General features: G+C 67.5%; 15 protein-coding genes and 2 pseudogenes. 6 read left to right on the top strand and 11 right to left on the bottom strand.

Going from position 1 to position 24,033, the window contains the following annotated elements:
• Positions 1–199: 199 nt before the first annotated feature.
• Positions 200–418: a transposase gene (locus O3W51_RS48910; RefSeq protein ID WP_138357519.1), complete on the top strand. Its 219-nt coding sequence runs from the start codon at positions 200–202 to the stop codon at positions 416–418.
• Positions 419–524: 106 nt separating this feature from the next.
• On the opposite strand, the pseudogene O3W51_RS21015 reads toward O3W51_RS48910, so the two are convergent.
• Positions 525–683: pseudogene (locus O3W51_RS21015) on the bottom strand (IS110 family transposase); the annotation flags it as partial.
• A gap of 174 nt (positions 684–857) precedes the next feature.
• Complete coding sequence (locus O3W51_RS21010) at positions 858–1,559, bottom strand: SDR family NAD(P)-dependent oxidoreductase (RefSeq protein WP_269287144.1); 702 nt, start codon at positions 1,557–1,559, stop codon at positions 858–860.
• Between the two features lie 100 nt (positions 1,560–1,659).
• Between O3W51_RS21010 and O3W51_RS21005 the strand changes: the two genes are divergently transcribed.
• Positions 1,660–2,541, top strand: coding sequence for a helix-turn-helix transcriptional regulator (locus O3W51_RS21005; RefSeq protein ID WP_138357517.1), 882 nt, complete (start codon positions 1,660–1,662; stop codon positions 2,539–2,541).
• Between the two features lie 76 nt (positions 2,542–2,617).
• On the opposite strand, the gene O3W51_RS21000 is transcribed toward O3W51_RS21005, so the two are convergent.
• The 4 genes from O3W51_RS21000 to O3W51_RS20985 form a co-directional block, all read right to left on the bottom strand.
• Positions 2,618–3,604 (bottom strand): MBL fold metallo-hydrolase, encoded by a 987-nt coding sequence (locus O3W51_RS21000; RefSeq protein ID WP_269287143.1) that lies wholly within the window; start codon positions 3,602–3,604, stop codon positions 2,618–2,620.
• Positions 3,601–4,749, bottom strand: a complete 1,149-nt coding sequence (locus tag O3W51_RS20995) for an ABC transporter ATP-binding protein (RefSeq protein ID WP_138353675.1) — start codon at positions 4,747–4,749, stop codon at positions 3,601–3,603. The genes O3W51_RS21000 and O3W51_RS20995 overlap by 4 nt, the downstream gene beginning before the upstream one ends.
• Positions 4,750–4,840: 91 nt before the next feature.
• Positions 4,841–6,523, bottom strand: a complete 1,683-nt coding sequence (locus tag O3W51_RS20990) for an ABC transporter substrate-binding protein (protein ID WP_138353674.1) — start codon at positions 6,521–6,523, stop codon at positions 4,841–4,843.
• A gap of 205 nt (positions 6,524–6,728) precedes the next feature.
• A complete protein-coding gene (locus O3W51_RS20985; RefSeq protein ID WP_138353673.1) occupies positions 6,729–7,745 on the bottom strand; it encodes a LacI family DNA-binding transcriptional regulator in 1,017 nt (338 codons plus the stop codon).
• Positions 7,746–8,162: 417 nt separating this feature from the next.
• Between O3W51_RS20985 and O3W51_RS20980 the strand changes: the two are divergent.
• Both O3W51_RS20980 and O3W51_RS20975 read left to right on the top strand, forming a co-directional pair.
• Positions 8,163–8,897: pseudogene (locus O3W51_RS20980) on the top strand (family 1 glycosylhydrolase).
• Between the two features lie 110 nt (positions 8,898–9,007).
• On the top strand, positions 9,008–11,101 hold the full coding sequence (locus O3W51_RS20975) for a beta-galactosidase (protein WP_187145090.1): 2,094 nt from the start codon (positions 9,008–9,010) through the stop codon (positions 11,099–11,101).
• Positions 11,102–11,516: 415 nt separating this feature from the next.
• Here O3W51_RS20975 and O3W51_RS20970 read toward each other — a convergent pair whose 3' ends face one another.
• From O3W51_RS20970 to O3W51_RS20950, 4 genes are all read right to left on the bottom strand, one after another.
• Positions 11,517–12,110 carry a putative collagen-binding domain-containing protein gene (locus tag O3W51_RS20970; RefSeq protein WP_138353671.1) on the bottom strand — a complete coding sequence of 198 codons (594 nt, stop codon included), beginning with the start codon at positions 12,108–12,110 and terminating at the stop codon, positions 11,517–11,519.
• A gap of 106 nt (positions 12,111–12,216) precedes the next feature.
• Entirely contained in the window at positions 12,217–13,569 is a 1,353-nt protein-coding gene (locus tag O3W51_RS20965; RefSeq protein ID WP_244809534.1) for a DUF1996 domain-containing protein, read from the bottom strand.
• A 166-nt stretch (positions 13,570–13,735) separates the two neighbouring features.
• Positions 13,736–16,777, bottom strand: coding sequence for a discoidin domain-containing protein (locus O3W51_RS48905; protein WP_443048308.1), 3,042 nt, complete (start codon positions 16,775–16,777; stop codon positions 13,736–13,738).
• A gap of 414 nt (positions 16,778–17,191) precedes the next feature.
• The gene (locus O3W51_RS20950) at positions 17,192–18,334 is read right to left on the bottom strand and encodes a LacI family DNA-binding transcriptional regulator (protein WP_244809532.1); all 1,143 of its coding nucleotides are present in this window, start codon (positions 18,332–18,334) and stop codon (positions 17,192–17,194) included.
• Between the two features lie 804 nt (positions 18,335–19,138).
• Between O3W51_RS20950 and O3W51_RS20945 the strand changes: the two genes are divergently transcribed.
• Positions 19,139–21,790, top strand: coding sequence for a discoidin domain-containing protein (locus O3W51_RS20945; protein WP_269287142.1), 2,652 nt, complete (start codon positions 19,139–19,141; stop codon positions 21,788–21,790).
• An 826-nt stretch (positions 21,791–22,616) separates the two neighbouring features.
• On the opposite strand, the gene O3W51_RS20940 is transcribed toward O3W51_RS20945, so the two are convergent.
• On the bottom strand, positions 22,617–22,946 hold the full coding sequence (locus O3W51_RS20940) for an MBL fold metallo-hydrolase (protein WP_269287141.1): 330 nt from the start codon (positions 22,944–22,946) through the stop codon (positions 22,617–22,619).
• A gap of 62 nt (positions 22,947–23,008) precedes the next feature.
• Between O3W51_RS20940 and O3W51_RS20935 the strand changes: the two genes are divergently transcribed.
• Positions 23,009–23,440: a MarR family winged helix-turn-helix transcriptional regulator gene (locus tag O3W51_RS20935; RefSeq protein WP_138353666.1), complete on the top strand. Its 432-nt coding sequence runs from the start codon at positions 23,009–23,011 to the stop codon at positions 23,438–23,440.
• Positions 23,441–24,033 lie beyond the last annotated feature (593 nt).

Here is a 24,033-nt window from a genome sequence, read left to right as displayed (position 1 = left end):
ACGCCGCCGCCGGACTTAACCCAGATTGACCCTCGCGTCCGAAGCGGTCTCGCCGGGTCGGCGGGGCTACGGCAATGGCCTCCATTTTGCGCAAGACACAGGGCAAGCCGCTGGGTCGTAGGCCGTGTTTCAAAAGATCTTGAGTAGTGGATCAAGATCATGGTGGGGTGATACGTCGCCATGAACTGTTCGATGTCGAGTGGGAGTTCGTCCGGCGCTGCTGCCCGTGTCGCCGCGAGGCAGGAGGCGGGCGGACGACCGCACCGTGCTCAACGGCATCGTGTGGAAGTTCCGTACCGGAACGGCTTGGCGTGATGTGCCCGACCGATACGGCCCGTGGGCCACGCTGCACACCCGTTTCCGCCGGTGGGCTCTGGACGGCACGTTCGAACAGATGCTCCAGGCCGCCCAAGCGTGAGCGGACGCGGCCGGCGCTATCGACTGGCTCGTGTCGGTCGACTCCACCGTGGTCCGCGCCCACCAGCACGCCGCCGGGGCGCGAAAAGGTGCCTCTATGGTTTTCGTCAAGCGGTAACCGGTGTGGGTGGTTGGTAGAAGGTGCCGTCGCGGAGCATGGCGACGCGGACGTCGATGCGGCGTCGGGCGAGTGCGATGAGGGCGGCGATGTGGTGTTTTCCCTCGCGGCGTTTGCGGTCGTAGTAGGCGCGTGACTCGGGTTGGGACAGTCGGGGCGGTCGTAGTCGGCGAGGCGGACCATCTGCGCCCGAAGCGGCGAGGTCTGCCGCGTTGGCGGGCGTTCGGACGGCTCCGGCGATCGGCTGGGTCGGCACGCCACGCCGGATCACTCTTCGGCGCCAGGCGTGCAGGGGCGCGGGAGCCGGGCGGCAGCCGGGTCATTACCAGGGACTGACGCCCTCCGCGTCGAAGAAGGTGCCGGTGGGTCCGGCGGGGGTGAGCAGTGCCGCCTGAACGATGGGAGCGGCGCCCTGCTCGACGCTCTGGAAGCCCTGGAACTTGTTGAGGTCGGTGGCGGTGGGACCGGGGTCGACGACGTTGATGCGCAGTTGGGGGAAGGCGCGAGCGTACTGGACGGTCAGCATCGACACCGCTGCTTTGGACGTCGGGTAGGCCAGGAGGTTGGGCACGCGGGATTCGGCGCGTTCGGGGTCGTGGACGCGGGCGAAGGATCCCAGGCCGCTGCCCACGTTGACGACGACGCCGTTGGTGCTGCGCTGAAGGAGGGGGAGGAAGGCGTGCAGGACGCGGACAAGGCCCACCACGTTGGTGTCCAGCACCGTGGCCATGTCCGCACCGGTGCACTCTCCCAGCGGTTTTTGTCCTCCGCCGTTGATGCCGGCGTTGTTGACCAGGACATCGAGCACCCCGTGTTCGGCGCTGAGGTGCGCGGCGGCGGCCTGGACGGAGGCGTCGTCGGTGACGTCCAGGACCAGAGGCGCCGCGCCCAGTTCCTTCGCGGCGCGCTGGGCGTTGTCAAGGTTGCGGGCGGCGGCATAAACAGTGTGGCCGGCGGCGACGAGCTGGCGTGCGGTCTCGAAACCCAGGCCCTTGTTGGCCCCGGTGATCAGCGTGGTGGTCATGGGGTCGAGTCTGCGGTGCGCTGCAGGCCGGGGGCCAGGGATGCTTCTTCCTGGTAACGGGAGTACCAGGCTGCTGTCGCCCTCGTGCGACGATGGGTGTGTGGGTGCATCGGGTGAGCTGGCCGCCGTTCTGCGGGTGTGGCGTGAGCGGCTGACACCGCGCGCGGTGGGTCTGCCGGAAAACACCGGACGGCGCACCAGTGGGTTGCGGCGTGAGGAGTTGGCCGTTGTGGCCGGGGTGTCGGCGGACTACATCGTGCGCTTGGAACAAGGCCGGTCCGCCGCGCCGTCCGCGCAGGTGTGCGCTGCGCTCGCCCGTGCGCTGCAGCTCAGCGACGCCGAACAGGAACACTTGTTGCGGCTGGCTGGTCATGCCACCGGCGGCGGGCGTATCAGCCGGTTGGTGCCCTCGAGTATTCGCCGTCTGGTGGAACGCGACGGCGACCGGCCAGTCGCCGTCTTCGACGCCATGTGGTCGCTGCTGCTGTGGAACCCGATGTGGGCGGCGCTGATGGGGGATCCTTCCCAGCTGCGGGAGAGCGAGCGCAACGTCCTGTGGCTGCACTTTGCCGGCATCTCGGATTGCCACGTCCGCCGGTCGGGCGAGACCGAAGCTTTCGACGCTTCCATGGTCGCTGACCTGCGGCGTAGCACCGGCCGCTACCCTGATGAACCCCAGCTGCATCATCTCATTGCACGGCTGAACGAGGAGAGTGCGTCCTTTCGTGAACTGTGGCAGCGCCACGAGGTCGCCGAACACGGCCCGACCGCCAAGACGATCGCCCACCCCGGCGTGGGACGGCTTGACTTGGACTGCGACATTCTCAGCACCCAGCGGCAGGATCTGCGCATCGTGATGTACACCGCCGAACCCGGCAGTGACTCCGACAGCAAACTCGCCCTGCTCGCCACCATCGGCACCCAGCATTTGCTGAGCAGACCCGAAGCTTCGGGAATCAGGGCTCTGCCTCAGGACGACTGAGCCGGCGGGGTGTGTTGCGCACGATGACGGTCCGAGCCTCGGGTGCTCCCGCCCAGCCGGCCGCCTTCGCCGTCGTTCAGCGCTGGCCGGTGTGGCGGGCCCGACGGGTGGCGGTGCGGAGGTCGGCGGTGACGGGTTGGCCGTGGCCGGGCAGGAGATGGGTCACGGTGGTCAGTTCGTCCAATCGGTCGAGGGAGGTCAGGGCGGCGTGGCTGTCGTGGGTGAAACCGCGGCAGACCAGGGTGGGGCCGGTGTGTCCGGTCAGGCCGTCGTGGGTGACGAGGGCGTCGCCGGTGAAGAGCAGTCCGCGTTCGGGGAACAGATATGCGGTGCTGCCCTGGGTGTGGCCGGGCAGGAGGACGGGCTGCGGTCTACCGGGGACGCCGTCCAGCCGCCGGTCGGCGTCGAAGACACGTACAGCGGGAACGGCGGGAGCCGTGAAGGCCCCCTTGCGGGCGAGGTGCAGCGGGGTGGTGATCGCGGCGGGTCGGCGTAGGAGATAGGGCAGCATGGAGCGTTCCGGTTTGGCGTGGCGCAGGGCGCTGCGCGGGCCGTCTCGCAGAATCGCGGCGTCGTGTTCGTGGATCCAGATGTCGGCGCCGGCCTGCCGCAGCCAGAAGGCGGGGATGGAGGAGATGAAGGTGGTCACCGGGAGCAGGATGTCCAGCCGGGAGCCGCGCAACCAGCCGGAGAGGACCCCGAGGAAGGTGCCGGCGGCGAAGCTGACGACGGTGGCGATGCCGGCCAGGGCGACGGTCCAGGGGAGGCTGTTCTGCAGGATGGTCAACACAGGGGTGGGGTAGTTGGAGAAGGAGATGCCCAGGTCGCCGCCGAGCAGATGGCTCCAGTAGCCGGTGTACTGGCTCCACAGGCTCTGGTGCTTGTCCAGTCCGAACAGTACGTAGAGCGAGGCGATCGACTTCGGGTCGATCTGGCCGCGGTTCTTGTTGATCAGCGACATCACCGGGTCGCCGGGGATCAGCCGGGGGATGAAGAAATTGACGGTGATCGCCGCCCACGCGGTGAACACGTAGAAGAAGAGCCGCTGCAGGAAGTACTTCACCGTGTCGCCTCCGTGCCGGCGGCCACCGGTGCTGTCGCGGTGGCCCGGGTCCCGTCGAACAGCCAGCAGGCCGCCCAGTGTGGGGTAACCGGGGCGGCTGCGGGGGCGGCGCTGCGCAGCGGGACCTCGAATCGGGGCGGCAGTTCGCTACGACAGATGTCCATGGCCTTGGGGCAGCGCGGATTGAAGCGGCATCCGGCCGGCGGGTCGATCAGGCTGGGCGGCTCGCCACCATCGGTGTCCTCGGTGCCCGCCCCCAGGCTGTGCTCGTTCAAGACCCGATCGGGGTCGGGGGCGGAGCTGATCAGCAGCTGGGTGTAGGGATGGGCCGGGAACTGGGTGACGGTCTCGCTGTCGCCGCCTTCCACCATCCGGCCCGCGTACATCACCATGGTGTCATCCGCGAAGTAGCGGGCTGAGGCGATGTCGTGGGTGATGTAAAGGATGGCCAAACTCAGCCGGTCCTTGAGGTCGCGCAGAAGATTGAGCACGCCCAGCCGGATCGAGACGTCCAGCATGGAAACCGGTTCATCGGCGAGCAGGACCTCCGGGTCGGCCGCCAGGGCGCGGGCGATAGCGACTCGCTGGCGCTGGCCGCCGGACAGCTCGTGCGGGAACTTGTCGAGATAGCGGGTGGCCGGGATCAGTTGGACCCGCTCCAGGAGCTGCTCCAACGCCTGTTGCAGTTCGGCGGCGCGATTCGTACCTCGTCCGCTGCCGGCGTTGTCGTGGATCCGCAGCGCCCGGGTCAGGTGGTAGCGGATGGTGTGCACCGGGTTGAGTGAGGCGAACGGATCCTGGAAGATCATCTGGACCTTGCGGTTGTACGCTCGGAAGCGCCGTCCGCCGCGCACCGTCACCGACTGGCCGTGCAGTCGGATGTCGCCACCGGTGCGCGGGTAGAGCTGTGCGAGCAGCCGTGCCACGGTGGACTTCCCCGATCCGGACTCACCGACGAGCGCAGTCACCCGCCCCCTGCGGAGCTTCAGGCTGACGTCGTCGACGGCGTGCACTACCCGTGGAGCGCGCGTCATGGCCTGCCGGCCACTGCGGCGCATCGCGAAGTGCTTGGTGAGGCCGTCGGCCTCAAGGACGGTCTCATGGTCCGGTGGCGCCGGAGGAGAGGACGTTTGGTGCAACGTCATGCCCGGATTCCCATCATGGTAGGTACCTTCCGGTCCTCCACCCCGGAGCGGGGGAGGGACCGGAAGGGGCGAACTGTGGACGGGTGCTTCGTTACTTGGTGGCGGGCGTGAGGTGCAGCACCACGTCCAGGGCCCCCGGGATGGTCGGCTGGGCGCCCGCGTAGGTGTTGTTGTCGTCCGGCCAGCCGATCCAGTTCTTGGTGGAGTACTCGCCGCCGACGTTGCCGGCCGAGGTAGCGATCATCGGGACGTCGTTGACCATGATGTCCTGGAGGACCAGCATGGCCTTGGTCCGGCCCGCCTCGTCGGGGGCGTTGGCGTAGTCCTTGAGCGCCTGGGTAGCGGCCGGGTTGTTGTAGCGGCCGTAGTTGCCCCCGGGGCTGTCGGTGCCGATCGGCTTGAGGACGGTGCCGTCCATGATGTTCTGGTACATGTCGTACGGGGTGGATCCGCCGTTGCTCCAGTGCATCGCGGCCTGGAAGTTGCCGGTGCCCATGTTCTTGCCCCAAGCGTTCTCGTCGGCCTTGTCGATGGTGGCCTTGATACCGATCTGGGACAGGTTGTCTGCGATGATCGTGAGCGCGGTCTGGTAGTCGGACCAGCCCGCCGGGTCGGTGAGGGCGATCGTGACCGGCTTACCGCTGGGGGCCGTCAGCACACCGCCCGCCAGCTTGTAGCCGGCAGCGGCCAGCAGGGCCTTGGCCCCCTCCAGGTCGACCTTCTGGGTCTTGTCCTTGTACTTGGCGTCGATGAACGGCACGCCAGCCGGCGTGGGCAGCCCGGTGACGCTGTCGACCAGGGGCTTGAAGTAGCCGGCTTCTGCCTGATTGAAGATGTCATCCCGGTTGATCACCAGGGACATCGCCTTGCGCAGCTTGGCGTCGTTGAACGGCGCGACGGTGGTGTTGATCCACAGGCCGTCCGCGCTCAAACTGGGCGGGAAGAACAGGTGGTTGTGGGCCCGGTCCTTCGCCACGTAGACCGTCTTGGCGTTGGGGATGAAGACGTAACTCCACTCGGCCGCTCCGCTGGTCAGTGCGGTGGTCATCGAGTCGTTGCCGACGTAGGAGGTGTAGAGCAGTTTCTTCACCTTGGGCGGGGTCTGCCAGTACCCGCTGGAGCGCAGGCTCAAGGTGGCGTTCTGGGTGGTGATGGAGTCCAGGGTGTACGGGCCGGTGCCGACGGGCTTGGCCACCACGTCCTTGGTCGGGTCGGCCATCTTCGACCAGATCGCCTTGGGCACCACGAAGGTCTTCAGGACCTTGGCCTGGGTGACGAACTGGGAGACGTTGAAGCCCACGGTCACCGTGTTGCCGCCACTGGCGACCGAGGCTATGTCCAGGCCGTTGAAGTTCAGGCCGGAGTTGTCTTTCAGGAGTTGGAAGGAGTAGGCGACGTCGTCGGCGGTCATGGCGGTGCCGTCGGAGAACTTCACGCCGTCACGGACGGTGAAGACAACGGACTTGTAGTCCGGGCTCCAGACCCACTTGGTGGCGAGCCACGGCTTGGCCGGGTCGACCGGCTTGGCGTCGTTCACCATGCCGAGCGGCTCATAGATCATGAAACGGTAGCCGAGCCCCGCGGCGGCCGAGGAGTTGAGGTACGGGTTGCTATTGGCGGTCAGCGCGTTGTTCGGCATGCCGATCTTCAGAACCGAGGCGGCAGTACCGGAAGCTCCGGCCGTATTCCCCGCGTTGGTGCTGCTGCAGGCCGCGAGCGCGGTGAGCGCCAGACTGCTGGCAAGTGTCACGGTGATGGTGCGGCGTATACGCATGGATCCCCACTTCAAGGAAGTCAGCTGAGGGTTGACCGGGGTGGAGCCGAGGGTTGCGGATGGTGCTTCTTTTGGTGCCTTTTGAGGCGAGATGTGCGCCTGAGTATGTCGAGCAGCGCGTCAGGGCGCGCGGGGCGATCCCTGGCCTGGCCGCGGGGGGTGTCTGTGGGAGCGGGGCCCTACACGGGGTCGGACTGCGGTCGGGTCACAGGCTTGGGTCGCGCCGGGGTCGGGTGGAGTCCCGGACGACCAGGTGGGTGGGCAGGACGGTGGCTGCGGTGGGCAGGTCCGTGCCCTTGAAATGTGCGAGAAGCATGCGGGCGGCTGCGTCGCCCATCTCGCGCAGTGGTTGGTGCACGGTGGTGAGCGCCGGGTCGCTGTACGAGGCGAGCGGGACATCGTCGAAGCCGACGACGGCCACGTCCTGCGGAACGCGCAGGCCCGCCTCGCGCAGGGCGTGCAGAGCGCCCGTTGCGGAGAGGTCGTTCTGGGCGAACACGGCGTCGAAACTCATCCCCGCGCCCAGGATCGTGTTGACGGCGGACCGTCCCAGCTCGAAGGTGAAGTCACCGACCACGACCTGCTCGGGGTTCAGGGGTAGTCCTGCCTCCGCGTAGGCCTCGGTGAATCCGGCGAGCCGTTCCCGGGCGCAACCGAAGTTCATCGGCCCAGTGATCACAACGGGCCGATTCCTGCCGAGTTCCAGCAGGTGCAGGCCCGCCTGGGTGCCGCCGCTGCGGTCGGTGGTGGCGACGGAGGGGAAGAGCGGCCGGTGGCCGCGGTCGTCGATCAGGACGACCGGCAGGCCGGCGTCGTGCAGTTCGGTGATGTACTCGAGGGTTCCTTCGGGTTCGATCACCAGGAGTCCGTCGAAGGACTTCGCCGACACCTGCTGGGCGAAGCGGCGGAGCGACTCCTCGCCCCGGTCGCAGGTGAACAGCAGCAGTCCGAACCCCTCGGCCTCCACGACGTCTATCACGCCCTGGAGCACCTGGCCGATCCACGGCCAAGTCAGTGAGGGGACCAGCATGCCGACGATCTGCGTGCGGCCACGGGCCAGTCCGACGGCGCCCGCACTGGGGACGTATCCCAGCTCGGCGATCACCTGACGAACTCGTTCGGCGGTAGCCGCGTTGAGTTCGCCCTTGCCGTTGAGGACCCGGGACACCGTGGTCTTGCTCACTCCGGCGCGGGATGCCACGTCGGCGATGGTGATGGGCACGTCCGCCTCCGTTGGTGTCGCACTGCACTGGTGGGCTACAGGAACCTGTAGCGCTCCTCAGTTCGAAGACGGGTTCCGCAACCGGTTCCGCAACCGGTTCCGAGGCGGAGTCAAGCAGGGTAATCTCCGTCACGTCAATCACGTTTCGGCAACAAACAATTAACACAGGAGAGCGCTCTCCCCCCCGGAACCCCCGCCCTCGGTCCGTTTTGCTGTCAAGACTCGACGTCAACGCACTTGCGGGGATGCTCCGGTCTCCACCTCTCGTGGCGCGGCGAACCTGCCAGTTGGTCTTGACGCTCACGGAGAAATGGCGCGAGACTCCCATCAGGAGAGCGCTCTCCCACTGGCGTTTCGCATCGCGGCGCCCCTACAGCATCTCGCCGACTGTCCTGCCGCTCCTCCGACTGGAGAACCATGACGACCCGTCTCGACCGAGTGTCGGTGCCCGAGTCGGCGCGCATCGACTCCCGCTTTCCCACCGACTTCCTCTGGGGCGTCGTCACCTCGCCCTACCAGATCGGAGGCGCGGCGTTCGAGGACGGCCGGATGGCCTACATCTGGGACACCTTCAGCCGCGTCCCGGGAGCCGTCCTGGGCGGCCACAACGGCGACATCGCCTGCGCCCATTACCACCGGATGCACGAGGACGTGGACCTAGTCGCCGGGCTCGGCGTCGCTCCTACCGCTTCTCGCTGTCCTGGCCCCGAATCCAGCCCGGCGGCCGGGGCCCGGCGAACCGGCGTGGCCTGGACTTCTACGATCGCCTGGTGGACCGACTGCTGGGACGCGGTGCGCTGCCTTGGGCCACCCTGTGTGCGGCTCGGCCGCGAGTACCCGGCCGTCCCGCTCTACGTCACCGAGAACGGTGCGGCGTTCGACGACGCCGCACCCGACCAGGACGGACTGGTCCATGACGCAGACCGCGCCGCGTACTTCCGCGAGTACCTGGACGCCGTCGCCGACGCCCGTGCCGACGCAGCCGACGTCCGGGGCTACTTCGCCTGCTCACTGCTGGACAACTTCGAGTGGGGCTACGGCTATGGCAAGCGCTTCGGCATCGTCCACGTCGACTACGGGACCCAGGTGAGCATCGTCAAACAGAGCGGTCGCTGGTTCAGCGACGCCATCTCGGGCAACCGCAAGGGCTGACCGCCCGCTCCGCTCCTACCGCCGCCATGCCCCGCACCGCCCGCAGGGGCCCCGCAGGGCCACCGCGTTCTACGTGTACTTCCCATGTGTCACCCCCGAGAGGAATTTCTGTGCGCATCGAGCTCCGTGACGGCATATTGCACACCGACGGCGTTCCCGGCCTGCTCGCCACTGCCGACTACCCGTACTACCGGGACCACGCGTCGGTGTGGCGAAAGCGGTTGCGCACCTTGCGCGACGAAACCGGCATCCGCGTGATCAGCAGTTACATCCCCTGGCGGCACCACCAGCCGGACGCCGACTCGCCGCCGGACTTCACCGGCGCCACCCGCCCCGACCGCGACCTGCTCGGCTTCCTGAGGATCTGCGCGGAACTGGGGCTCAGCGTGATCGCCAAGCCCGGCCCGTTCATCCACGCCGAGACCAACTACGGAGGTCTGCCGGACTGGATCTGCCCGCTGACCAACCCGCGGGTCGAGGCCACCCTCGATGCCGACGGCGAGAGGGTCTGCTGGAACGGTTCGCGACGCGGTGCGGACGGTGCGATGGAGCGCTGGCCGCTGCCAGCCCCGCTCGGCGCGCACTTCGCGGCCCGGGTCGGCGAGTGGATGAGCGCCGTCGACAAGGAGGTACTGCGGGCCACCACCGCCCCGGACGGACCGGTGGTACTGGTCCAAATCGCCAATGAGGGCCTGTTCACCGACGGGGCGCAGCCGCTCTGGTCCTACGACTACAGCGCGCCCGGCCTGGCGTTCTTCCACAGCGGCCTGGCCCAGCACTACGCAACGCTGGACGCGTACAACGAGATCCACGGCACCCGGCATCAGGACTGGACCGCGATCGAGCCGCCACGTAAGCCGCGTAGCCCCGGCGACCCCGGCACTCCCGCCGAGCAGCTGGCCCTCGCCGACTGGGGCCGCTACCATTCCGAACTGCTTTCCGAGGCCTACTACAGTTGGACCGAGGCTCTGTCTCCCACCGTGCCGGTGCTGGTCAACCTCAATCCTCCAGCCGAGCACCACCACTCCTTTGATGACTGGCTGACCCGGGTCCGTCCGGAGACCTGGAACGGCATCGGCTACGGGTTCACCAATTGGATGGGCGTGGTGTCGACCGACCACACCGCGCACGCTCGTTACGTGATCGCCGCGAAGCGCGCGGCCGGACCCAATTTGGAGGAGAACTGGGGGTTTTCCGAGCTCTACGACCGCGCCTACGCGGCCGGGGCGACCAGCTTTCACCAGAGTCTGCTTGCCCTGGCGGCGGGGGCGACCGGCATCAACGTCTACACCGGCATAGCAACCTCGGACTGGGGCGAGGACCTGGACGTGATGCACACCCCGCCGTATCCGGACTGTCCGCCGATTGATGCCCAGGGCCGACCCACCCAGAAGGCCGCCACCGTTCGGATGCTGGTCGACTATTTCGACGCCCACGGTGCCGAGTTCCTGGCTGCCGAGCAGGTCACCGGGGCCAGTTGGGCGCTCTACGCCCCGTACGCGGCGGTCGCAGCATGGTCCCCCGAAACGAATCACAGCGCGAACGACGCCGGCGCTGCTTGCGGTCGTCCGCTGCGGGCCTTCCACGATGCGATGCGCGCCGCTGGAAGGGATTACCGGATCGTCGACCTGGAGAGTGCGAACCGGGAAACCCTGGCCGCGCATCCGCATCTGGTGCTGCACGGCGGTCCGTTTATGCACCGCCGGGTTCAGCAACTGCTCGCGGATCACCTGGCGGACGGTCAAACACTCGAACTACACGGTCAGGGACCGCTGTTGGATGAATTGCTGCGCCCCTGCACGCTGCTCATCGACGCGCTGGCGGCGAAGACCCCGCAGCGCCCGCAGGCCGTCGGCTTCCCCGTAATCAGTACCGGCAGCGCGGACGCCTACTGGCGCACCGTCAGCCCGGACACCGGTCACCTGACCGTGTTGGTCCAGAGCGACAACGAGGGCCCGGTCACCGTCGATTTGCCGCTCGGCGCGGGCCGCACCGCCACCGTGCGCATCGACGCCGCCAGGGGTGGCGCGGCGGTCATCCGGATCGCGGCGGGAGAGTTGGACGACTTCCTGGTCATCGGCCTGAACCCGTTCCTGGACTCCGCGGTGGCACCGTCTGTCTCACTGGACGGCATCACGGTCGACGCGGCCGGCGCGTGCGACTTCGCCCGGGTGAACGGGGAGACCCGTACGCTGACGCACTGAAAGAGACCGGCGTGCGGCGCGAGCCGTCCGGTGTCCTGTGGGCCGGGCGGCGGTGGACTTGTGACTTCGTCGTTCCTTTAGGGCAGCCGATCCTACGGCTGCAAGTCGTCCGGACACCCTCCAGGTGAGCGGTGGGCCGGTGCGGCGGTGTTTGGCCACAACACTGTGTGCGGGGGTGCTGAGCGCGCAGGGGCGCTCCACCGTAGTGGGACCGCTGTCTGGACGTTCGGGGCGCCTCAGTCTCTGGTTGTCGTTGACGGGGCACGCGCAGGACGTGACGCTCAGCGTTTGGCCGCAGGGGGCGCGGCGTCGGTCGAACTGACGGTCTCGATGAGGCTTTGTGCAGCCAGTCGGGGCCGCGGACGGTGTTCATGCAACAGGGGTTCTTGAGGAACGGCGGATGCCGGCGCCGGGATCAGGCTTCCTTCCAGCAGATCAGGATCGTGGTGGCCACCGTGCGGGCAGCTACCGCACGCTCCCGGGGCGGCACACCGACGCGCGACGGCAGGGCGCTGACATCGACGACCAGAACGGTGGTGTCCTTGCGGACGATTACCGTCCCGTCGGGCTCTTGGAACGCCGCGTCACCCATGCCGATCAGGGGCGTGGTGGACCGTGCCGTGCCGCGCCGCGCTTGGAACCAGGCGGTCGTGGCCGCGGCGTCGGGGAGGTCCTTGACAGAGAGCTGCAGTGTGCCATTCGGGTAGTGGTATGCGCAGGCGTAGAGTCGGTCCGTCCAGGTCGGTGCGAGTGGCTGGGTCAGTGTCAGGCCGAGCGCGCCGGAGATTTCCTCCTTGGCGTCGACGGTGCAGATCAGGTGGGCCGCGTCCGAAGGACCGTTCCAGCTCGGGATGCCGCTGGCGGCTTTCACCTTCGCGTTCGCCGTGCTGGGTGCGGCGGCGGGAGTCGCGGTGGAGCCCTGGGCGGCGCAGCCACTTGCGCTGAGTGCGAGGAGTACCGCTGCGGTCGGCAGTACGAGGCGGTAGGCGGGGTGGGGGTGCTTCTGCATGCCGGCTCCAGCCCGTTGGTCGCTAGGTACAGGGTGGGGCTTCCGTCCCACCCGCTGTGCGCGGGTGGGACGGAAGCCCGGTGATGATGCTGTGCCAGGTTTCCGATCAGGGCAGTTGGTACTGGGCGTTGAGGACGGCGCCCTTCTGCGGGAAGGCCTGGTCGTAGCCGTGGTCGTCGCACTGGAGTCCGCCGACGATGCAGTGGGTGATCATCGCGGCGAGCGTCCTGGTGTCCCAGGCGTTGAAGAAGTCGTAGTGGAAGGAGAAGCCCCGTCCACTGGACAGGTGGACCTGGGACATGTCGCCGCTGACCGGGAACGCCATTTTGAACTCGATCATCGGCAGGGCGACGGGGTGGTCGGTGGGGCAGACGCCGTTGACCGGGTAGGCCATGTGGCTCTTGTGGTCGGGGGTGTCCAGGTAGAGGCCGTTCCAGCAGCTGGGAGCCTGCATCCGGATCTCCAGATTGCTGCCCGCGTCACAGGTCACGGGGATGTCGATGCTGTTGTAGGTGTTGCCGCACTCCCATCCGGCGACGTAGCCGGGGTCGGTGGCGAACTGGGTTGCGGTGGCCTTGGGGCTGCCGACCAGGAAGCGCAGTCCGGTGGGGAAGGGACGGACGCTGGTGTAGTCGTTGATGCCGGTCTTGTAGTAGATCGTCTGGGTGCCGACGGGCAGGATCTGCTGGGCGCCGTTGAGGACGGTGGGCATCCAGTAGCCGGACTTGTCACCGGGCGCGTTGCAGGTGGTGGTGCCTGCTGCCAGGGAGGCGTCCGTGGTGTTGGCGTTGGTGGTGGTGTTCCCGAGGAAGGTGTGCAGGTGTGAGGCACCGGCCTGGCCGGGGTACACGATCGGGTCGTCAGGCAGCACGTGGTTGGAGCTGCACTGCGCCTGGAACTCGTGGAAGTAGGCGTGGGGCGGGTTGTAGGTGGACGGGGTCACACCGGTGATCTGCGGTTGTGCCAGAACGTATCCCGTGGTGGGCGCGACGGCGCTGCCGTAGACCTTGAACTCGTACAGGGAGTAGCCGTACTGGGTACCGCGGGCCGTACCCAGCATCCGGATGTAGCGCCCGGCTCCGGTCACGTTGAGGACTTGGTTGCCTCCGGTGCTGGTCGTGGTGGAGTAGATCGTGGTCCAGGCTGCGGCGTCGTCGGAGGTCTGGATCTGGTAACTCTTGGCGTACGCGGTCTCCCAGTCCAGCTCGACCTGGTTGACCGTGGCGCCGGCGCCCAGGTCGATCTGGATCCACTGCGGGTCGCTCCACGCGCTGGCCCAACGCGTGGTCGAGTCACCGTCGACGACCGCACCGGCGGGGGTCTGGGCGCTCTCGATGGAGGAGGCGGTCGCCGGGCGGGACTGTGAGATCAGCGTCCCGGCGGCACTGGCAGTGCTGAGTGCGCCACCGATGCCGAGCATCGACAGCAGGGAGAACAGCACCGCGAGGGTGACGGACAAGGCGGTGCGCCTGAGGCGGCGGGGACGCTGGGTCCACCGTCCGGCGAGAAGGGGGCGGGGCCTCATGAGACCTACCAATCCAAAGGGGGTGAGTGGGGGTGTGCGCCGTCCGGGGCCTTCGCTGCCTGCGCGGTTCGGGCCCCGGACGGTCGTCTTCTCACCTGACTCAGCTGTAGACGCCGAACTCGTACAGCGAGTAGCCGTATGCGGTGCCACGCTGGGTGAGGTTCAGCCGCACGTAGCGGCCTGTCGCGGCGACGTCGAAGTCGTCGATGCCTCCGGATCCGGTGGTGGTCGAGTAGACGTTGGTCCAGTTGGTGCCGTCATTGGAGACCTGGACCTGGTACGCCTTGCCGTACCCGGCTTCCCAGCCGAGCTGGAAGTGTTTGATTGCCGTGCTCTGGCCGAGGTCGACCTGCAGCCACTCCGCGTCGTCCCAGTTGCTGGCCCAACGGGTGCTCCAGTCACCGTCCGTGCTCTGACCGGGGGTGAAGTTGCCGTTGGTGGTCTGGAAGGACGAGGCTGTGGTGGTCTTTCCCTTGGCTACGTTGGTGCCGTTCACGGCCGGGGCGACCACCCGGAACGAGCGGGTTTCCACCCCTACGTTGCCGTGGCCGTCGTAGGCGTATACGTATACCTTCCAGACGCCCAGGCTCTTCGGCGCGGTGACGGTGAACTGCCCGTCGCCGGTCTGGTTGAAGTTGACCTGCTGGAGCCCGCCGGTGCCGTTGACGTACTTGGTGGAGTACATGAGGTTGTAGCGGATCAGGTCGCCGTTGGGGTCGGTGGTGCTGGTGGCGACGTTGAAGGTGCCGCCGGCCGGGACGGTGGTGGTGTTGCTCAGGGTCATGCTGCTGATTACCGGCGGTGTGTTCGCCTGCGGGGCGCCGCCGTAGTTCTTGGCCACCGAGTAGTAGGCGAGGCGTTTCCAGCGCTCGGGAACCAGGTTGAACCAGATCCCGCCGAAGTCGTTCTCGGTGCCGTAGCTGAACATGGTGCCGCCCAGCGAGACCCCGGTGTGGCCGGAGATGGCGTTCCAGGATGTGGTGTAGCCGTCGCGCATCTGCTGGTCGGTCGGCTGGGTGGGAACCCCGTTGGCGTCGTTGGGCACCTCCCACTCGCCCGCGTCGCCGGCTTCGGTGACGATGTAGGGCTTGGTGTAGCCGCCGTTGGCCCAGGCGGCCTTGACCGTGCCGATGGCGCCGTAGGAGTTCACGGCCATCAGGTCCAGGGACGGGGTGTACTGCTTGTAGTAGGGCCAGGCGCCGGTGTAAGCATCGGTGGAGGTCACCGGGTGGTTGGGGTCGGCGGCGTGGATCGCCTGGACGACCTGCTCCACGTACTGGGCGTAGGCGATCCGCTGCTGTTCGACTGCCGCACCGGTGTAGTGGTCCTGGGTGGTCAGGATGACCTCGTTGCCGACGTCCCACATCAGCACACCGGGGTGGCTCTTGTAGGTGTTGACCCACTGGACGATGGTGTTCAGCGTGTTGGTCTTGTAGGCGGCGTCGTTGACGTAATCGGCGCCCTGGTTCAGCCAGAAGCCGTTGACCACTTTCAGCCCGTTGGCTGCGGCGTTGTCCAGCAGCGGCTTACTGCTCGCGTCGGTTCCCCAGGTGCGCAGGGTATTGACGCCCATCGATTTGAGGTCACGGATATACGCGTTCGCGGTGTCCGCGGACGGCCCCCAGGTGACGCCCTTGACCTGCCACGGCGAGCCGTTGACGGTCAGCTGCCAGTTGCCCTGGCTGCCGGCGACCTTGACCACGCTGGGCGTGGTCGGCACGGGCGGGTCGGTGAGCGGGGCCGGGCTGCTGCCGGTGATCTGCGCCACGGTGACGGCGCCGATGCTCAGCGTGCCACCGGAGCTGGTCGCGGCCGACGGGGAGGTGCAGCCGCAGACGGCGTTGGGGTAGGAGCCGCCGATGGACAGGTTGGCCTGCAGGTAGAAGCCGTGGCGCACAGCTGCTTCCCAGGTGGCGATGCCGACCTGGGACTCGTTGACCTGCCACACCTGGCGGCCGTCGAGGTAGAAGCGGATCTGTTCGTCGGAGGCGGTGCGGTCGATCACCTCGGAGTAGGTGTGATAGCCGGCCTGGCAGCCGGTGCAGCTGGCGAGACCGCTGGTCATGCCGTTGTACTCCTGGCAGTTGCCGTTCGGAGCGGTGCCGCAGTGCAGGGTCGCCGAAAGCTGGCTGCGGCCGTTGACGTCTTCGAGGATGTCCGCCTCGCCCATGGCCGGCCAGGTGGTGGGTGCGCCCCGGTACTGGGAGCCGACGGCCTTGAAGGCCGGCCAATAGCCGAGTCCGTTGACCGGGTTGGGCTGTTTGATGGAGGCCTGGATCAGCAGTTGCCCACCGGCGGGCGCCGCGAAGTCGCTGCGCTGGGTCTCGACCCGGCCGGAGGTCCAGTTACCGCTGCCGTCCCTGACCGCGGTCAGATTGAGGTGGTTGCCGCCGTCCAGGGAGACGTTGGCGGCTGCGTTGGTGTTGGTCTCGACCTCGCCGGTGCCGTACTTGGCCGGACCGCCGGCGTAGGCGGTGGTCCCGGTGTCGGTGATCCAGTTACCGGCCGACGGGGCACTGCCGGACCCGCCGGCGAAGTTGTCGCTCCACACGGTGTTCCAGTTACCGGGCGGGGTGGTCGGCGTGGGCGTCTCAGTCGGGGTCGGTGTGGGCGTCGGAGTGGAGGTCGTGCCCGAGGTGCCGTAAACCTGGAACTCCCACAGCGCGTAGCCGTAGCCGTTGGAGCGGGCCGTCCCGTACATCCGCACGTAGCGGCCGGTGCCGGTGACGTTGAGTGTCTCCGTGCCTCCTACTCCGGTGCTGGTGCTGTAGACGTCGGCCCAGTTGGTGGCGTCGTCAGAGACCTGAATCTTGTACGCCTTGGCGGCGTTCTCCCAGTTCAACACGATTTTGCTGATGTTCGACGAGGCTCCGAGGTCGACCTGCAGCCACTGCGGGTCAGCCCAGGCGCTGGCCCAGCGGGTCGTTCCGTCACCATCGACTGCGGCGCTGGCGGGCGTACCGGCGCCCTCGACCGAGGATGCCGTAACGGTCTTCCCCTGCGAGAGCAGAGTGTCGTCGGCGTGCGCGGTCACCGGCCCGGCGGCCAACGCGTAAAAGAACAACGACAAGGCCACAACGGCCAGCAATACGTTGCGTACCGGGGCCGACGGCCGCAACAGCGCTCGGGGCGGGGCTCCCATGCGGGACTCCTGACGGGGTGGGTGCGGGGGTGTGGAGGGGTGGGAGTGCTTTGGGAACGCTCACCCGGAGAGCGCTCTCCAACCCACGCGATGGTTGCGCCTTTGTTTCGAAGACGTCAAGAGTTTTCCCAGAAGGCCTGGTTCCGGAACTGAGTGGACATCGACACACCGGGCAAAAGGCGCAAATACGTCGTCGGGATGAGTTCTGACATGCTCACACCCTTGACGCCCCAGCCGCGCATGCGGAACCTTGACTGAGTGGGAGAGCGCTCTCACACGGTGGTGAGTGGCCGCTACGGTGTTGCATCGCGGCGTATGCCCGCTCCGCACGGGGCCCCACACGACAGCCGGGACGTCTGCCTGGCCTGACCCCGGGCAGACGTCCCCTCCAGTGCCAAACGAGCGCGTGCCGCACTACCCCGACTGCCGTACCACCAGTACCGGGTCGAACACCGCCGAGCGGGGCCCAATTACCGTGCCCTCAATGCGCTCCAGCAGTATCCGTGCCATCTCCGCGGCCATCTCCTCGACCGGCTGGCGCACCGTCGTCAGGGCCGGCCTGCACTCCGTCGCCACCCTGCTGTCGTCGAACCCGATCACACTGACGTCTTCCGGGACCCGGCGCCCGTGCTCGCGCAGGATGTGCAGCGCGCCGTGCGCCATCAGATCGTTGGCGGCGAACACCCCGTCCAGATCCGGGCGCTCCGCCAGCAGCCGCAGCATCGACGCTTCCCCGCTGGCCTGGGTGAAGTTTCCCTCCGCATGGGGCACCCATGGCTCCCCCATGCGTGCCATCGCCTCCAGGAATCCGTCCCGGCGTTCCCGGGCTGCACGGATGTCGAGCGGCCCGGAGATCATCACGACCCGGCGGCAGCCGTTGGCGGCCAGGCGTTCTGCCGCCAGGCGCGCCCCCTCGGCGTGCGCCAGATCCACGAACCCCACCGGTACCGGCCGGGTGGGCCGGGCGAACAGCACCGCGGGCACATTAGCGGCGACCAGCAGCGCGGGCAACGGATCGTCCGCATGGGTGGAGACCACCACTGCACCATCAGCGTTTCCCTGCCGCAGGAAGGACACAACCTGCCCCCGGGCCTCGGCGGTCTCCGCCAGCATCAGCACCAAGTGCATCCCCAGCGGCCGCAGGAACCCCATCAGCCCGGTAATCACCCGGCTGAAGAAGGGGTCGTTGAATGCCTGGTTGCGGAACTCCTCCTCGATTCCCTCCCCCGCACCCGAAACCACCAGCGCCACCGACCCCCTGCGCCGGGTGATCAGCGACCGGGCCGCACCGTTCGGCACGTAGCCCACCTGCGCCACCACCAGCCGTACCGCCTCCGCGATGGCCGGATCCACACTCCTGGTGCGGTTCACCACCCGCGAGACCGTCGCCCTGGACACACCCGCCAGCCGGGCAACGTCTTCCAAGGTCGGAACGGTTCCGGTCCCAACAATCGGGGTCTGTCGCGGCGTTTCCACCGTCTTGTTATAGCAGAGGAGGAAAGCGCTCTTCCGGGGTGAGCAGCGCGGTATTCGCCGAGCCACATCCATCTGGTTCACATGATTTCGGCAACCTCGCAGTGGTTTGCCACGCCGTTTTGCGGCGCTTCGCTGCCTTGACGGACGCGCCGTGCCGCGGGGTCTGCGAAGAAGCGCCGACCCAGCGGTTCAAGATCCAGCTCGCACGGCCGAACCACGATGGAGCTGCTCAGGCCGGGTATCGGCCGCGGGCGGGCTCTGCGGATGGGGTGGGAGTACTCCCCCGACGTCGTAGAAGCGTGTCCAGAGCGCAAGTCCCGGCGGGGCTCCGGCGATGAGAACGAAAGATCAGCAGAACATGACAGGTGATTCGCCGTCGTTCTGCGGCGGAGCAGGCCTTCGTGGCGTGCCTGGCGGACGTTGAAGTACACGTAGCCCATCGGGCCGCTGAACAACAGCGCGGCCGGCCGCCTTACCGGCCCCGGTGCAACCAGGGAGCTGCCGACGAGCTGGATCAGGGCGCCCCACCATGCGGGCCAGGTGCCCACGGGGATGGCGGCACCCGAGCCCCCGCTGCCGCCCAGAACGCCGAAGATCGATGCGGACGGCGTGCGAAGGGGTGCTCACTTCGAAGCTGATCTGGCAAGCGCGCTTGCCTCGAAACCTCTTCTCGTCATTCTCCCGCCAGCCCCGCCAACCAGGGCCAAGGGGACTGGGGAGCGGCTGAGGTCGCACAACAGAGTGCGGCACGGGCATTGACATGCCTTGCCAGTTCCCTCAAGACTCCCCGGGAGAGCGCTCTCCCGTCCCTGATCTCAATGTCTCTCACTTCTTCCCCACCCCAACCGTAGGAGCCAATTCCCTGTGAGGCCCACCCCCCCGCGCATGAGACCTGGTGGCGGTCTCCGCCTGCCGGCCCTACTGGCAGCTGCGGTAACCATCGCAAGTGCCGCAGTCCTGCTGCCCCTGACCAGTGCGCACGCCGCCGACAGCCTGCTCTCGCAAGACAAGACGACTACCGCCTCCAGTCAGGAGAACTACGGAACCCCGGCCGCTGACGCGGTGGACGGCGACCTCGGCACCCGCTGGTCCTCGGCAAACACCGACGCCCAGTGGCTGCAGGTCGACCTCGGCACCGTCGCCACCATCAGCAAGGTGCAGCTCAACTGGGAGAGCGCCTACGGCAAGGCCTACCAGATCCAGACGTCCAACGACGGCAACACTTGGACCACCGCGTACTCCACCACCACGGGCACGGGCGGCAACGAAACCCTCAACATCAACGGTAGCGGCCGCTACGTGCGCATGAACGGAATCACCCGCGCCACCGGCTACGGCTACTCCCTGTGGGAGTTCCAGGTTTTCGGCTCGCTGGGTGGACCCACCACTCCGCCCACCACCATGCCGCCCACGACCACCCCACCGACAACGGACTGCGGGACAGCCGACGCCGCGCAAGGTAAGCCGGTTACCGCATCCAGCGAGGAGAACTACGGCACTGCGGCCGCCAACGCGGTCGACGGCAACCTGGGTACCCGATGGTCCTCGGCGAACACCGACTCTCAGTGGCTGCAGGTCGACTTGGGTTCCTCTCAGCCGCTCTGCCAGGTCGTGCTGAATTGGGAGAGCGCCTACGGCAAGGCCTACCAGATCCAGACGTCCAACGACGGCAAGACCTGGACCACCGCGTACTCCACCACCACGGGCACGGGCGGCAGCGAAACCCTCAACATCAACGGTAGCGGCCGCTACGTGCGAATGAACGGAATCACCCGCGCCACCGGCTACGGCTACTCCCTGTGGGAGCTGGCGGTGCACACCGGCACCGGCAGCACGCCCACCAGCACCCCGACACCCACGCCGACCAGCACCCCGAGCGGGCCGCCAGTCACCGGAGGCGGCGACCTGGGCCCCAACGTCCTGGTCTACGACCCTTCCACACCGGACCTCCAGGGCAAGCTGGACGCGCTGTTCAAGCAGCAGGAGACCGCACAATTCGGTCCCGGCCGCTACCAAATCCTGCTGAAGCCGGGCACTTACAACAACCTCAACGCGCAAATCGGCTTCTACACCTCGATCTCGGGCCTGGGCCAAGACCCGGACGCCGTCAACATCAACGGCGACGTGACCGTCGACGCCGGCTGGGCCAACGGCAACGCCACGCTCAACTTCTGGCGTTCGGCCGAGAACATGCAGCTCAACCCGGTCAGCGGCACCGACCGCTGGGCCGTCGCCCAGGCCGCACCGTTCCGCAGGATGGACGTCCGCGGTGGCCTGAACCTGGACTCGGCCAGCTACGGCTGGGCCAGCGGCGGCTTCATCGCCGACAGCAAGATCTCCGGGACCGTCGGCAACTACGCGCAGCAACAGTTCTACACCCGGGACAGCTCCATCGGCGGTTGGAGCAACGGCGTCTGGAACCAGGTGTTCTCCGGCGTGCAGGGCGCCCCCGCGCAGGGTTTCCCGAACCCGACGTACACCACGCTGGACACCACCCCGATCTCCGTCGAAAAGCCCTACCTTTACCTCGACCCCAGCGGCAACTACCAGGTGTTCGTGCCGTCCAAGCGCACCGAGGCCCGTGGCGTCTCCTGGGCTAACGGCCACACCCCCGGTACGTCCCTGCCGCTGAACCAGTTCTACGTGGTCAAGGCCGGTTCCACCGCCGCGAACATCAACCAAGCGCTCTCCCAGGGTCTGAACCTGCTGTTCACCCCAGGCATCTACCACGTCGACCAGAGCATCAACATCACCCGCCCGAACACCGTGGTCCTCGGCCTCGGCGAGGCAACCATCGTTCCCGACAACGGGGTCGTCCCGATCAAGGTCGCGGACGTGAACGGCGTACGCGTAGCCGGCCTGCTACTGGACGCTGGACCGGTCAACTCCCCGCAGATGATCCAGATCGGCACCCCCGGCTCGACGGCCGACCACTCCGCCGACCCAACCGTCATCTCTGACGTGTTCGTCCGCATCGGCGGCGCAGGCCCGGCCTCTGTCGGCACCGCCATGGAAGTCAACAGCAACAACACACTGATCGACCACACCTGGCTGTGGCGCGCCGATCACGGCGACGGGGCGGGCTGGAATACCAACCCGGCCACCTACGGCCTGGTCGTCAAAGGCAACGACGTCGAAGCCAACGGCCTGTTCGCCGAGCACTTCAAGAAGTACGACGTCGACTGGTTCGGCAGCAACGGTAAGACCATCTTCTTCCAGAACGAGAAGGCCTACGACGCCCCCAACCAGGCCGCCATCCAGAACGGCAACACCCTCGGCTTCGCCGCCTACAAGGTGGAGAACTCGGTGAGCTCCCACGAGGCATGGGGCCTGGGCAGCTACTGCAACTACTCCACCGATCCCACCATCCGCCAGGACCACGGCTTCGAGGTACCCGTCGTCCCCGGCGTGAAAATGCACGACCTGTCCGTAGTCTCGCTGGGTGGCAACGGCGAATACAACCACGTCATCAACGACATAGGCGCGGCCACCGTCGGCACCGGCACCACACCCTCCACCGTCACCAACTTCCCGTAACCACAGATTCCCGCTGCGACATCCCGCTCCCCCGCGTGGGCTGCCGTCTCTCGAAGAGAGACGGCAGCCCACGCTCAGCAATCGAAACCTGGCGCATCACCGAGGGCGCCGGGCGATTACTCACCAGGTGAGGAAACCTCACCAGCAGAACCATCGAGTCAGCCAGCAACTCCTGCTTGTGCATGGCATAACGGCCCGGCCGCCCCATGCTCTCCATGATGGACATCCCCCAAGGCAGAGCCCCTGGTCTCGGATGTCCGCCAAAACGGATCAAGCCCATCACTCATCACCTCGCCCCGGCTCGGCCGTCCACGCTCGTCGAGAGCCGAGCTGCTTGCTTTGGAGATCCGGTTCCGGTCCGCCGGCCGGGACCTCCGACGGCACCAGAGACATGCATCTCGACTCCGCGCATGCGTCAGGGTAAGCGGCGGCTGACGCAGCAGATGGCGTCCTGGGATTCCGCGTGGGCTCGGTGAGTGCTTCCTGTGGCCGGTCCGTGCTGGGGCTGCGCAGTCCCCGTTCGGTTCGCACTCAAGCCGACGGCCGAGTGTGGCGATGAAAAGCAGCGTTTGCCGCCGTGTTGCCGGGTAGGCCCGTTGGTCGCTGCACTACCCGGGAGGTCGTCGGAATCGAGCGATCGACTCAGCGCTGATTCGCAACCCGCGCGCGGGGCTCCACGTTGGCGACTCGCGGGCGGGTTCCCGCAGTGTGCCCCCGGGATTCCTTGAACCTGCGCGCCTCGCATTGCGCAGCCGCGAAGAAGCACGGGGGCACGTGCTTGCCGGAGCGAGCAGGTGGGAAGGCGATTGCGGCAGCGTTATGTCGGCTAACGTCGCGGCAACGCTACTGGCCGGGATGTGGGTAGTGAGTTCTTGACCTCGAAGGCGTCGCCTTCGCCGACCACGGCGACCCGTTGCGCGACTCCCTCCAACTGTGCGGCAACGGCCTGGTTGGTCCACACGCGAAGTGCGGGGTGGGCCTCCAGTGTCGCGCGCAGCCGGGACTCCTCGAAGTGGTCCATGTGCTCGTGGGTGATCAGGACGGCGTCTGCTCCGTCCATGGCGGAGGGTGCGGTGAACGCCCCCGGATCGACGACGACGGTGGTGTCGCCGTGCTCGACGCGTACGCAGGCATGTCCGAACTTGGTGATTCGCATAACAGAGACTATACAGCAAGGCTGTACAGTTTGGCTGGGTACATCGTCGGCAGACTCCGGCTATGCCTAGCAACGCCCCTCACCCCGAGACCCTCGAACTCGCCGCTGATCTGCGCGCCGCCCTCGGCAACCTGGTCCGTTTCCTGCGCCACGGCGACGAACTGCCGCAAAGCCAGGCCGCCGCCCTCGGGCTGCTGGTGCGCGACGAGCGCTCCTACACGGTCGCCGAACTCGCCGAACTTCAGCGTGTCCGGCACCAGTCGATGGCCCGCACCGTCGCCCTGATGGCGCGGGCGGGACTCGTCACCCAGCAGCCCCACCCCACCGACGGTCGCAAGCTGCTCGTTACTGTCGCGGAGGCCGGCCGCACCGCGCTACTCGACCAGCGCGCCCGCCGAGAACGCCTGATCGCCAGCACTATCGAGTCCCGTCTCAACCCGGCCGAACAGCACCAACTCCGCGCGGCGATCGACCTCCTGGAACGCCTGTCCTGAACCCCACCCCGCCTGGAAGCGCCGCTGGAGCCGCTGGCCTGTCGGAGGTCCGGATCCGGCTGTAGGGGAGCTGGTCCATTAGGTTGCGGCCCTGGCTTCCTCTTGGGTGATGTCATCGGCGCGGCACGTCCCGCACACGGACCGGTCGCCGAGCTGCCAGTCGCCGCCGCTCGCGGTGGTCCCTTGCCAGCTTCTCGGGCGCGCTCTGCCCGTTCTTGAGCGCCGGCGGGTATGGGTCAGGACCGGCGCAGCTCGGTGGTTCCGGTGTTCATGGTGGTTCCCCTCCCGGCGTCGAGTGGTGCTCTCCCGGTCCGGTGGGCCGGGGGCGTGGTGTCGGTGCGCTGCGCATCCGGATTCCGTTGGTCTCCGCCCGGGTGCGCGACGGTCTCAGGGTGCCTTGACGGGCTCGGGGGCGGCGCTGACGAGGTGGTCCACGCGCTCGTTTCAGAGCGCGGACGCGCGCTGCAGACTAGTAAGCCGTTCCAGGCGTCACGGGCACCCAAACTGCCACAGCGCTCGGCGAACTCCCCTCCCCTGTACGGGTCTCGGACTCCACCGTTTGGGTCCGGTTTTCGAACGGGCTGGTCAGTAGG

Source organism: Streptomyces sp. H39-C1 (assembly GCF_027158125.1).
Lineage (GTDB): Bacteria > Actinomycetota > Actinomycetes > Streptomycetales > Streptomycetaceae > Actinacidiphila > Actinacidiphila fildesensis.
The sequence above is the reverse complement of the archived record's forward strand: the minus strand, read 5'-3'. Positions and strand labels throughout refer to the sequence as shown.